Annotated in this window: 11 protein-coding genes; 10 read left to right on the forward strand and 1 reads right to left on the reverse strand. The window is 71.1% G+C overall.

The window, feature by feature from the left end:
- Position 1: 1 nt before the first annotated feature.
- From mreC to AC1DWJ_RS14430, 8 genes are all read left to right on the forward strand, one after another.
- Entirely contained in the window at positions 2–817 is an 816-nt protein-coding gene (mreC, locus tag AC1DWJ_RS14395) for a rod shape-determining protein MreC (protein ID WP_477621137.1), read from the forward strand.
- 4 nt (positions 818–821) lie between these two features.
- Positions 822–1,313: a rod shape-determining protein MreD gene (locus tag AC1DWJ_RS14400; protein WP_457255684.1), complete on the forward strand. Its 492-nt coding sequence runs from the start codon at positions 822–824 to the stop codon at positions 1,311–1,313.
- Positions 1,310–3,316: a penicillin-binding protein 2 gene (gene mrdA, locus AC1DWJ_RS14405; protein ID WP_457255685.1), complete on the forward strand. Its 2,007-nt coding sequence runs from the start codon at positions 1,310–1,312 to the stop codon at positions 3,314–3,316. The genes AC1DWJ_RS14400 and mrdA overlap by 4 nt, the downstream gene beginning before the upstream one ends.
- A gap of 48 nt (positions 3,317–3,364) precedes the next feature.
- Positions 3,365–4,759 (forward strand): dihydrolipoyl dehydrogenase, encoded by a 1,395-nt coding sequence (gene lpdA, locus AC1DWJ_RS14410; RefSeq protein WP_457255686.1) that lies wholly within the window; start codon positions 3,365–3,367, stop codon positions 4,757–4,759.
- A gap of 13 nt (positions 4,760–4,772) precedes the next feature.
- Complete coding sequence (locus tag AC1DWJ_RS14415; RefSeq protein WP_457255687.1) at positions 4,773–5,342, forward strand: GNAT family N-acetyltransferase; 570 nt, start codon at positions 4,773–4,775, stop codon at positions 5,340–5,342.
- Positions 5,318–6,478, forward strand: a complete 1,161-nt coding sequence (locus AC1DWJ_RS14420; protein WP_457255688.1) for an acyltransferase family protein — start codon at positions 5,318–5,320, stop codon at positions 6,476–6,478. The genes AC1DWJ_RS14415 and AC1DWJ_RS14420 overlap by 25 nt, the downstream gene beginning before the upstream one ends.
- 319 nt (positions 6,479–6,797) lie before the next feature.
- Positions 6,798–7,067: a 30S ribosomal protein S15 gene (rpsO, locus tag AC1DWJ_RS14425; protein WP_056923573.1), complete on the forward strand. Its 270-nt coding sequence runs from the start codon at positions 6,798–6,800 to the stop codon at positions 7,065–7,067.
- Positions 7,068–7,228: 161 nt separating this feature from the next.
- Positions 7,229–9,649 carry a polyribonucleotide nucleotidyltransferase gene (locus AC1DWJ_RS14430; RefSeq protein WP_457255689.1) on the forward strand — a complete coding sequence of 807 codons (2,421 nt, stop codon included), beginning with the start codon at positions 7,229–7,231 and terminating at the stop codon, positions 9,647–9,649.
- 108 nt (positions 9,650–9,757) lie between these two features.
- Here the strand turns inward: AC1DWJ_RS14430 and AC1DWJ_RS14435 are convergent, their stop codons facing one another.
- On the reverse strand, positions 9,758–10,441 hold the full coding sequence (locus AC1DWJ_RS14435) for a helix-turn-helix transcriptional regulator (protein ID WP_457255690.1): 684 nt from the start codon (positions 10,439–10,441) through the stop codon (positions 9,758–9,760).
- A gap of 89 nt (positions 10,442–10,530) precedes the next feature.
- Between AC1DWJ_RS14435 and AC1DWJ_RS14440 the strand changes: the two genes are divergently transcribed.
- Positions 10,531–10,965, forward strand: a complete 435-nt coding sequence (locus AC1DWJ_RS14440; protein ID WP_457255691.1) for a hypothetical protein — start codon at positions 10,531–10,533, stop codon at positions 10,963–10,965.
- Positions 10,966–10,969: 4 nt separating this feature from the next.
- The gene (locus AC1DWJ_RS14445; protein ID WP_457255692.1) at positions 10,970–12,202 is read left to right on the forward strand and encodes an NAD(P)/FAD-dependent oxidoreductase; all 1,233 of its coding nucleotides are present in this window, start codon (positions 10,970–10,972) and stop codon (positions 12,200–12,202) included.
- The last annotated feature ends 90 nt before the right edge of the window (positions 12,203–12,292 follow it).

A 12,292-nucleotide genomic window follows, 5' to 3' on the forward strand; every position in this document is an offset into this window, starting at 1 on the left:
GATGCACGAGACCTCCCGACGCCGCCTCCTCGTGGTGCTGCTGGCCGTGACCGTGGTCGTGCTCGGGGTCGACGTCGCCGGTGGGCCGGGCGCGGGGCAGCTGCGGTCCGCCGGGGGTGCCGCGTTCGGGCCGATCGAGCGGGTCCTGTCGCCGGGTGCCGATGCCGCTGGACCCGGTGCGTCCGGGGCCCGCGACGGGGTGCTGCGCGACCAGCTGGTCGCGCAGACCCGCGAGACCCGCGAGCTCGCCGCGTTGTCCGGGGCACCCGACCTCGCGGGGAGCACCTTCCTGCCCGCTCGCGTGGTCGGCGTGGGGCGTCAGGGTGCCGCCGGGCCCGAGCGCGTCACCCTCGACCTCGGCGCTCGCGACGGCGTGAAGCCCGACTTGTCGGTCGTCGCCGCCGAGGGACTGGTCGGCCGGGTCGTCGCGGTCTCGCCCTGGACCTGCGACGTGCTGCTCGTCGGCAGCGCCGACCTGGTCGTCGGCATCCGCGTGGGCGCAGCGGGCACGCTCGGCTCGGTGGGCAGCGGCGCGCGCGGTCCCCAGCACCGCCCGGCCGGTCAGCTCAACCTCACCGTCGTCGAACGCGGGACGGTGCGGGCCGGCGACGCCGTGACCACCTTGGGCAGCGTCGGCGGGGCACCCTTCCCAGCCGGCCTGCGGGTCGGCACCGTGCAGGACGTCGACCAGGCGCCCGGTGACCTCACGCCGACCGCGTCGGTGCGACCCGCCGTCGACCTGACGACCCTCGACGTCGTCGGGGTCCTCCTCGCCGGACCGCGCACCACGCCCCGCACCCCCAGCACGGCGGGGTGAGGCCGTGCCGGTTCCGTCGCTGACCCTGACCTTCCGGAGCCTCGCCCTGCTGCTCGCGGCGGTCACCTCGGTGGTCCTCTCGGCACGCACGCAGCTCGCCCTCCCCGACCTCGTCCTCCCGGTGGTCGTGGCCGGGGCGCTCTGGGTCGGGCCGTCCCGCGGAGCCATCCTCGGGCTGGCCGGTGGCTGGCTGGTCGACCTGATGCCGCCCGGCTCGGCGGTGCTCGGCACCGCAGCCCTCCTGTATGCCGCGGCCGGCCTGGTCGCCGGTGCCGGCCGCCGTGAGGGCCAGTCGCCGTTCGGCTGGATCGCCACCGTCGGTGCGGCCGCCGCGGTGGTGGTGACGACCGGGCGGCTCGCCGTCGCGGCCCTGACCGGTGCGCCGGTGCAGTGGCCGGTGGTCGGCGCCGAGCTCCTGCTCACCGTCGTCCTCTGCGCGGTCCTCGTCCCGGTCCTCGTGCGCTGCGAGCAGCGGTTGGCCCGGAGCGGGCGGTGAGCCTTCCCGCCGTCCGCTCCGACCACTCACCTCGGGTGTGGGTGCTCGCGCTCGTCGTGCTGTGCTTCATGGGTGCCCTGCTCGGCAGGCTGGGACAGGTGCAGATCGCCGGCCACGCGGACTACCGGGCCGCTGCGGCCACGGTCAACACGCGCACGGTCACCGAGGCGGCGGTGCGCGGCCGGATCCTCGACCGCAACGGCACACCGTTGGTCGACAACACGACCGAGACCGTCGTCACGGTCGACCGGGCGGTGCTCGTGGACGCGGCTGACGGCGGCCGCGACCTCGTCCGGCGGGTGGCGATGGTGGTGGGCGCACCGTTCGGCCAGCTCTGGGGCCGCACCCAGCTGTGCGGGGTCAGTGGTGCGCCGCCGGCCCCGGTCTGCTGGGCGGGCTCGGCGTACGTGCCCATCCCGCTGGTCAGCGGCGTGGATCCCCGCAAGGCGCTCAGCCTCCTCGAGCGCCCGGACCTCTACCCGGGCGTCGGCGTCTCCGCCCAACCCGTGCGGGACTACCCCGCCGAGCCGACGGTCAACGCCGCCCACCTCCTCGGCTACCTCGGTCGCTCGGATGCCGACGACGTCAGGACGTCCAAGGGGGCGATCGGCGACCTCGACCTGGTCGGGCGGGCCGGTCTGGAGCAGCAGTACGACCACCAGCTGCGGGGCACGCCGGGCACGACCACCGTCGCGGTCGACCCGCGCGGGATCGTCACGAGCCAGCTCGGCCACGTCGACCCGACACCGGGACAGGACCTCGTCACCAACCTCGACGCCCGGGTCCAGTCCGCCGCCGAGAAGGCGCTGGCCACTGCGGTGGCGAGCGCTCGGAAGCGCGGCGACCGGGCCGACTCCGCCGCGGCAGTGGTCCTCGACGTCACCAACGGAGCGGTGGTGGCGGCGGCGAGCTACCCGTCCTACGACCCGCAGGTGTGGACCGGCGGCGTCGGCGCCGACGAGTTCGCCCGGCTCACCGACCCGAAGGCCGGCACGCCGCTGGTCTCCCGGGTGACCTCGGCGGCGTTCTCGCCGGCCTCGACCTTCAAGGTGGTCAGCCTGCCGGCCGCAGTCGCAGCGGGGAACTCCCTCGGCGGCACGTACAACTGCACGTCCGGCTACACGATCGGCAACCGGCGGTTCGCCAACTTCGAGTCGCGGGCCTACGGACCCATCTCGCTCCGGCAGGCCATCGAGGTCTCCTGCGACACGATCTTCTACGACTTCGCCTACCGCTCGTGGCTGGCGCAGGGCGGGCTGGCGGCGAAGTCCGATGCGCGTGACCCGTTCGTCGAGATGGCCGACCGGTTCGGGCTCGGCCGGACCACGGGCATCGACCTGCCCGGCGAGCAGGCCGGCCGGATCCCCGACCGGCAGTGGAAGCAGACCCAGTGGGAGGACACCAGGGTCGACACCTGCAAGCGGGCCCGGACCGGCTACCCCGAGGTAGCCGCCACGGACCCCAGCCGCGCGGCATACCTCAGGCAGCTGGCCGTCGAGAACTGTCAGACCGGCTTCCAGTTCCGCGCTGGTGACGCGGCGAACTTCGCGATCGGCCAGGGAGACATCACGGTGAGCCCGCTCCAGATGGCCCAGGTGTATGCCGCGATCGCCAACGGTGGCACGCTCTGGAAGCCGCAGGTCGCGCGGGCCCTCGTCACGCCCGGTGGCGCGACGCAGAAGGTGACGCCGGTGAAGGCCGGCACCGTGGCGTTCCCGCCCGGCACCCTGGCCTTCCTGCGCGGCGCGCTGGGTGGGGTCGTGACCAAGGGCACGGCGCGCGGCGCCTTCGCCGGGTTCCCCCTCGCGCAGTGGCCGGTGGCGGGCAAGACGGGCACCGCCGAGGCGTTCGACAAGCAGGACACCTCGTGGTTCGTGTCCTACGCGCCGACCACCAGACCGAGGTATGCCGTCGCGGTCGTGGTCTCCCAGGGCGGCACCGGCGCCGAGGCCGCCGCGCCCGCAGCCCGGGCGATCCACGACGTCCTGCGCACCCTGCGCTAGGCACGGGCGAGGTGGGGCGTCGCCGGACGAGTCAGTAGGCTGGCGCGCATGGCTGACTTCGACGTCGTAGTTCTCGGTGCTGGTCCTGGCGGTTACGTCGCGGCGATCCGCGCCTCCCAGCTCGGCCTCCGGGCCGCCGTGGTCGAGGCGAAGTACTGGGGCGGTGTCTGCCTCAACGTCGGCTGCATCCCGTCCAAGGCGTTGCTGCGCAACGCCGAGCTGAGCCACATCCTGACCCACGAGAAGGAGAAGTTCGGGATCGAGGGCGACGCCACGATGTCGTTCGGCCCGACGCACGCCCGGTCGCGTGCGGTGTCCGCGGGCATCGTCAAGGGCGTGCACTTCCTGATGAAGAAGAACAAGATCACCGAGATCGACGGCTGGGGCACCCTGACCAGCCCGACCTCGATGGACGTCGCGCTCAGCTCCGGTGAGAAGCAGACGGTCACGTTCGACAAGCTCATCATCGCCACCGGCGCGACCACGCGCCTGATTCCCGGCACCTCGCTGTCCGACCGCGTCGTGACCTACGAGGAGCAGATCCTCACCGACCAGCTGCCCGGCTCGATCGTCATCGCCGGCTCGGGTGCCATCGGCGTCGAGTTCGCCTACGTCATGAAGAACTTCGGCGTCGACGTCACCATCGTGGAGTTCCTCGACCGGATGGTGCCGACCGAGGACGCCGAGGTCTCCAAGGAGCTGCTCAAGCACTACAAGAAGCTCGGCATCACCGTCCTGCTGTCGACCAAGGTCGAGTCGATCGACGACAGCGGCGAGAAGGTCAAGGTCACCGTCTCGCCGGCGGCCGGGGGCGACGCGCGGGTCATCGAGACCGACAAGGTGCTCCAGGCGATCGGCTTCGCCCCGCGGCTCGAGGGCTACGGCCTCGAGGCGCTCGGCGTGGCCACCGAGCGCGGCGCCATCGTCATCGACGACCACTGCCGCACCAACGTCGAAAACGTCTACGCCATCGGCGACGTGACCGGGAAGCTCATGCTGGCCCACACCGCCGAGGCCCAGGGCGTCGTCGCTGCGGAGACGATGGCCGGCGCCGAGACGATGCCGGTCGAGTACGACTTCATCCCGCGGGCGACCTACTGCCAGCCGCAGATCGCGTCGTTCGGCTACACCGAGGAGCAGGCCAAGGAGAAGGGCTTCGACGTCAAGGTGGCCAAGTTCCCGTTCTCGGCCAACGGCAAGGCGATGGGGCTCGGGGACGCGGTCGGCTTCGTCAAGGTGGTCGCGGACGCGACGCACAACGAGATCATCGGCGCCCACCTCATCGGCCCCGACGTCACCGAGCTGCTGCCCGCGCTGACGCTCGCCCAGAAGTGGGACCTCACCGCCGACGAGGTGGCCCGCAACGTCTTTGCCCACCCGACCCTGTCGGAGGCCGTCAAGGAAGCCGTCGAGGGCATCGCCGGCCACATGATCAACCTCTGACCCGAGACTTCGTATGCCGCGCGTCAGCCTGCCGATCACGACCGAGCGCCTCGTCCTGCGCAGCTTCCTGCCGCGTGACGTCGACGACGTGCTCGCCTACCGGTCGCAGCCCGACGTGGTCCGCTACATCCCGGGGGAGCCGAGGAACCGCGAGCAGGTGTCCGACCTCGTGGCCCACTCGACCACGGCCGGCCTGATCGACGACAAGCGCACACACCTCACGCTCGCGGTCGACCGCGGTGGTCGGGTCATCGGCGACGTCATGCTCGCCTTCAACGGGCTCGACGGCTCCGACGGCAAGCAGGTCGAGCTCGGCTGGGTGTTCACCCCCGACGTGGAGGGGCAGGGCTACGCCACCGAGGCGGCCCGTGCCCTCGCCGAGGTCGCGTTCACCGAGCTCGGGGCGCACCGGGTCTGGGCGCAGCTCGAGCCGGAGAACACCGGCTCGTCGCGGATCTGCGAGCGGCTCGGGATGCGGCGCGAGGCGTACTTCGAGAAGGGGTCCTGGTTCAAGGAACGGTGGACCGACCTGGCCGTCTACGCGATCCGCGCCGACGAGTGGACGTCCGGGGCCACGTCCTGACCTCCGCCACGGTTGCCGCGACGCCAGGGACCGGGGAGCGTCGCTCCCCGCTCCCGGCACTGACGGGGCTGCGGGTGCTGGCCGCTGTCTGGGTGGTGCTGTTCCACTACCGCGCCGACATCGAGGCGCTCGCCCCGTGGACGCTGCCCGCCGACACCTTCATGCGGGCCGGCTACCTCGGCGTGGACCTGTTCTTCCCCCTGAGCGGGTTCATCCTCGCCTACAACTACGCCGACGCGATGCGCACCTTCTCGCGGGGGTCGGCCGTGTCATTCGTGCGCAACCGGTTCGCCCGCGTGTGGCCGGTGCACTTCGTCGCGCTGAACATCGACCTGGCGATGGCCGTGGCGACGGGGACCCTCGGCATCGGTGCGGGCGGGCACCGTCGCACGCCCGCGGCATACGGGCAGAACGTGCTGATGGTGCACAACTGGTTCAACGACCGCCCGAGCTTCAACGGTCCGGCGTGGTCGATCGCGTCGGAGTGGTTCGCCTACCTGCTCGCGCCCCTGCTCTTCGTGGTCGTCGCGCGGGTGGTGCGGGCCCGCACCTCGCTGCTGCTCGCGGTCCTCTCGTATGCCGCGATGCTCACCGTCTTCGCGGTCTTTGCCCTGCCCAACGGCAACCTCGAGCACATGTTCTACGTGCGGATCATGGGGGAGTTCATCGCCGGGATGTTCCTCTGCCTGGCGTGGGTGCGGGGTGGTCTGGCCCTGGGTCGGCTCGCGCCCGTGCTGCCGGTCGCGGTGGTGGCGGTCGCGCTCGTGCCGGCCCTCTCGTCGGGCGACTACTGGATGGCTCCGGTGATGGGCCTCGTGGTCGTCGTCGTGGCCTCGGCCGGCGGCTGGGTCGGCTCCTGGCTGTCGACCTCGCTCATGGTCGCGGCAGGGGAGGCGTCGTACTGCCTCTACATGACGCACTACCTGATGCGGCCGGTCGTGACGTGGCTGCGCGAGTGGGGTGACGACGCCTGGTGGTCGGCCGGGATGGCCGTCGTCGCCCTCGTGCTGGCGCTCGGCGCGGCTGCCTGGTTGATGCACGTGCTGGTCGAACGCCCGGCGCGACGCCTCCTCCACGCGCGCGCTGCGCGTCCGAGCCCCGAGCCGGAGCGCGCACCCGCGGCCGCGCGGAGCTGACCTGGCGCCTCCGGCCCCCGCACGAGCAGAGGTCACACGTCCAGCGCCCTGCTACGACACTGCTCGCAGCGGGCGAGCAGTGTCGTAGCAACCCGACGGCTGTTGCTCCGCGGCTCGGAACTGGCGCGCGTGGCCGGATTAGCGCTGGGGCCCTTCGCGAGGCGATGGGTCCGGCAGCGGCTCCCGACGGCGATTAGGGAGGCGGAGCACGCCGCTGGTAACCTTGTGCTCGCCGTAGACCGGCCGCGGATTCAGAGAGCCCAGGTGAACCAGCCCTGGTGCACCGCGCAACGATCACACGAAGGAGCAGTGCCGACCCATGCCGTTGAGCGCAGACGTCAAGCAGAAGATCATGTCCGAGTACGCCACGCACGAGGGCGACACCGGCTCCCCCGAGGTCCAGGTGGCGATGCTGACGCAGCGCATCCTCGACCTCACCGAGCACAGCCGCCAGCACAAGCACGACCACCACAGCCGCCGCGGCCTGCTCCTCCTGGTCGGCCAGCGTCGCCGGCTCCTGCGCTACCTCGAGAGCGTCGACGTCGAGCGTTACCGCTCGCTGATCAAGCGCCTCGGTCTGCGCCGCTAAGCATTCGACAGGGACGGTCCTCGCCACGAGGACCGTCCCTCTCGCATGAGGGTGGCACTCGGTGCCGCCCGACAGCACCACCACGAAGAAGAACCCGTGCACAACGACGATGCACAGGGTCATCTGAGAGACAGACTCTCAACAGAAGAGAAGGAGGGCCCATGGAGGGTCCAGAGATCCAGTTCGCCGAAGCAACCATCGACAATGGTTCGTTCGGCACCCGCACGGTCCGGTTCGAGACCGGACGCCTGGCCAAGCAGGCCGGTGGCGCAGTCGCCGCCTACCTGGACGAGGACACGATGCTCCTCTCCACCACCACCGCCGGGAAGTCTCCCCGCGAGGGTTTTGACTTCTTCCCCCTGACGGTCGACGTCGAGGAGCGGATGTACGCCGCGGGCAAGATCCCCGGCTCGTTCTTCCGCCGCGAGGGTCGCCCGTCGACCGACGCGATCCTCACCTGCCGCCTGATCGACCGCCCGCTGCGCCCGACCTTCACCAAGGGTCTGCGCAACGAGGTCCAGGTCGTCATCACGGTGCTCGCGCTCAACCCCGACCACCAGTACGACGTGCTCGCCATCAACGCGGCCAGCGCCTCCACGCAGATCTCGGGTCTGCCCTTCTCCGGTCCGATCGGTGGCGTCCGCGTCTCCCTGATCGACGGCCAGTGGGTCGCGTTCCCGAACTTCTCCGACATCGAGCGCTCGACCTTCGACATGGTCGTCGCCGGCCGGGTCGCGGGCGATGACGTCGCGATCATGATGGTCGAGGCGGAGTCGACCGAGTCCACCTGGGACCTGGTCAAGAACGAGGGCAAGCAGGCCCCGACCGAAGAGGTCGTCGCCGAGGGCCTCGAGGCCTCCAAGAAGTTCATCAAGGCGCTCTGCGAGGCCCAGTCCGAGCTGGCGAGCAAGGCCGCCAAGCCCGTCCAGGACTTCCCGATCTTCCTCGACTACGAGGACGACACGTATGCCGCCGTCGAGGCTGCGACCTCGGACGACCTGACGCAGGCGCTCACCATTGCCGGCAAGCAGGAGCGCGAGGAGCGCATCGACGAGCTGAAGGACTCCATGAAGGAGAAGCTCGCCGCTGAGTTCGAGGGGCGCGAGAAGGAACTGTCCGCGGCCTACCGTTCCGTGCAGAAGAAGCTGATCCGTCAGCGCATCCTGCGCGACAAGGTCCGCATCGACGGCCGTGGCCTCGCCGACATCCGCGCCCTGGGCGCCGAGGTCGAGGTCCTGCCCCGCGTGCACGGCTCGGCCATCTTCGAGCGCGGCGAGACCCAGATCATGGGTGTCACCACGCTGAACATGCTCCGCATGGAGCAGCAGCTCGACACGTTGTCGCCGGTGACGCGCAAGCGCTACATGCACAACTACAACTTCCCGCCCTACTCCACCGGTGAGACCGGTCGGGTGGGTTCGCCGAAGCGTCGCGAGATCGGCCACGGAGCGCTCGCCGAGCGTGCGCTCATGCCGGTGCTGCCGACCCGCGAGGAGTTCCCCTACGCGATCCGACAGGTGTCCGAGGCCCTCGGCTCCAACGGCTCGACGTCGATGGGCTCGGTCTGCGCGTCCACCCTGTCGCTGCTCAACGCCGGTGTGCCGCTGCGCGCCCCGGTCGCCGGCATCGCGATGGGCCTCATCTCCGAGGAGGTCGACGGTGAGACGCAGTACGCCGCGCTGACCGACATCCTCGGTGCCGAGGACGCCTTCGGTGACATGGACTTCAAGGTCGCCGGCACCCGTGAGTTCGTCACGGCCATCCAGCTCGACACCAAGCTCGACGGCATCCCCGCGTCGGTCCTGGCTGGCGCGCTCACCCAGGCCCGCGACGCGCGCCTGCACATCCTCGACGTCATGAACGAGGCCATCGACGCACCGGACGAGATGAGCCCCTTCGCTCCTCGCGTCATCTCGGTGCAGGTCCCGATCGACAAGATCGGCGAGGTCATCGGGCCGAAGGGCAAGATGATCAACCAGATCCAGGACGAGACCGGCGCCCAGATCTCGATCGAGGACGACGGCACGATCTACATCGGTGCGACCGACGGCCCCTCGGCCGAGGCCGCCCGCGCGCAGATCAACGCCATCGCGAACCCGCAGATGCCGGAGATCGGCGAGCGCTTCCTGGGCACCGTGGTGAAGACCACGACGTTCGGTGCGTTCATCTCGCTCCTGCCGGGCAAGGACGGCCTGCTGCACATCTCCGAGGTGCGCAAGCTCGTCGGTGGCAAGCGGATCGAGGCCGTCGAGGACGTTCTGGCCGTTGGCCAGAAGGTCCAGGTCGAGCTCAAGGAGATCGACCCGCGCGGCAAGCTCTCGCTGGCGGCCGTCCTGGCCGAGGGTGAGGGTGGCGACGCCGAGGCTGGCGAGGCTCCGGCCGCGAACGCCGACGCCGACACCGAGTCCGAGACCCAGACCGACGCCCCCCGCGCGGACCGCGAGGACCGTGGCGAGCGTCGCGAGGGTGGTCGCAGCCGCAACCGCCGTCGTGGCGGCCGTGGCGACGACCGTGGCGACGACCGTGGCGGCGACGCTGCGGAGGGCGCGGCCCCGGCCACGTCCGAGGACGCCGCAGGCTGATCGACTGACCCACGCGTGACGAGCGGGCCGGTCCACCGAGAGGTGGGCCGGCCCGCTCTGTGTTGGTCAGGTCCTGTTGGTCAGGTCCTGTCGGTCAGCTCATGGCGGTCAGGTCGTCGTGGCTCGGACGCAGCAGTGCTCCGGGGTCGGCTCGAGGCGGGTGCGCACCTCAGGGCACCCCAGCCCCTCGATCGCACCGTCGACGAGGGCGAGGTTCATCGCGCACACGAGGTCGGTGTGGTCCCGGGCGAGTCGGTCGAACGGGCAGTTGTCCAGAGCCAGCTCGGTGCCGTCGGGGCTGAGCCGCGGCTCATAGCCGTGCCGCTCCAACAGCTGGGCCACCCTGGCCAGTGGCCGGCGGGCCCGGGGCGCCGGCGGTTGAGCCGCGAGCTCCCGCCCCGTCGTGGCTGCCGCCGTCGCGACGGCAGCGGGCAGCGTCCCGCCCGTCGTGGTCACCGCGTCGATGGCCGCGGCGAGGATGGCCCCCGCCAGGTCGTAGCGCCGTGGCGGCAGGGAGACGTCGACCGTGCGACCCGCACGGCGGTAGAGCTTGGTCGGCCGCCCGGCGCCCGGTCCCGACCTCCCCGACAGGCGCTTGAACTCGACCTCCAGCAGGCCCGCCTCGACCAACCGGTCGAGGTGGAACTTCGCAGAGTGCACCGGCAGCCCCACCGCGGTCGCGGCGTGTTCCCGGCTCACGGGGGAGTCGGCCGCGGCGACGTGGTCGTACAGCGCCCGTCGGGAAGGCTCGGCAAGCGCGCCGAGGGCGGTCAGGTCGTCGCTGGTGGTCATGACACCTCTAAAGGACAGATTCGTTGACTATTTTGGCACTGCGGTCGTAAAGTCAAAATATCACTCCGATAGAAAGTCTGGGAGCAGTCATGGACACGACACCGTCAACCACCACAGCACTTCCCACCGACGTCACCAGCCCGGCTCAGCCGGGAGCCAAGCAGGCCTTCCTCGTCCTGCGCACCGCCTTCACGGTCGCACCGATCCTCTTCGGCCTCGACAAGTTCACCAACCTGATGACCGACTGGACGGCCTACCTCGCGCCGTGGATCGACCACCTGGTGCCCGGGACGGCGCAGCAGGCGATGTACGCGGTCGGCGTGACCGAGGTGGTGGCCGGACTGCTCGTCGCCGCGGCGCCGCGGGTCGGGGGCCTCGTCGTCGCGGCGTGGCTGGCCGGCATCATCGTCGATCTCGTGACGCTGGGCGACTACTACGACGTCGCCCTGCGTGATGTGGGGCTGCTCGCGGGCGCCGTTGCGCTCTCCCGGCTGGCGCCACCGGTGCACCTGCGCAGAGGATGAGGGTATGGCTGACCAGCGCAGGTTCGTGATCGTCGGTGGCGGGCTCGCCGGAGCCAAGGGAGCGGAGGCCTTGCGCGAGCGCGGCTTCCAGGGGTCGATCGTGCTGTTCGGGTCCGAGGACCACCTGCCCTACGAGCGTCCTCCGCTGTCCAAGGGCTACCTCAAGACCGGCGAGGGCCTCGACGAGGCCTTCGTCCACCCCCGTGAGTGGTATGCCGCGCACGACGTCGACGTGCGCACCGGCACCACCGTCACGGCGATCGACCGCGACGCCCGTGCGGTCGTCACCGCGGACGGTGAGCGCACGGCATACGACCGGCTCCTGCTGGCCAGCGGCAGCTCGCCGCGCACCCTCACCCTGCCCGGCCACGACCTCGGTGGGGTGCTGTCCCTGCGGACCATCGAGGACAGCGACCGGATCCGTGCGCTGATGCAGCCCGACGCGCGGCTGGTGTTCGTCGGGGGCGGGTGGATCGGCCTGGAGGTGGCGTCCGCGGCGCGCGAGGCCGGCGCCGACGTCGTGGTGCTGGAGAGCCTCGAGCTGCCGCTGGTGCGGGTGCTCGGGTCACAGGTCGCCCAGGTCTTCGCCGACCTGCACCGCGAGCGCGGAGTCGACCTGCGCACCTCGGTCACCATCGTGGAGATCGAGGGCTCGGACGGTGCCGCGAGCGGGGTCCGGCTCGCCGATGGCTCGGTCGTCCCCGCGGACGCGGTGATCGTCGGCATCGGCGCGGTCCCCAACGTCGCGCTGGCCGAGGCGGCCGGGCTCGCGGTCGACAACGGGGTGACGGCCGACGCGGTCGGGCGCACCAGCGACCCGGACATCTTCGTCGCGGGCGACCTCGCGAACGTCGAGCACCCGTTCCTCGGGCACCGGGTGCGGGTGGAGCACTGGGCCAACGCGCTCAACCAGCCCGACCTCGTGGCCGCGGCGATGCTGGACCAGGACGGCCCCGAGCCCGAGCTGCCGTACTTCTACACCGACCAGTACGACCTCGGCATGGAGTACCACGGGCTCGGTGGCCCCGACGACGAGGTGGTGGTCCGGGGGAGCCTGGCCGACCGCGAGTTCGTCGCGTTCTGGCTGCGCGAGGGGCGGGTGGTGGCCGGCATGAACGTCAACGTGTGGGACGTCGGCGACGGCATCAAGGCGCTGATCCGCTCGCGCACGGTCGTGGACCGGGACCAGCTGGCCGACCCGGACGTCGACCTCGCGGGCCTCGCTGGTCCCGTCTGAAGACTCTGACCCGAACTTTACCTTCCTGACCCATTCCAGACATTCCGCATTCCCCGTCCGCGTGATGTGATGCTCGACGGCCCGGACCAC

The sequence above is a fragment of the Pedococcus sp. P2_D7 genome, assembly GCF_056404295.1.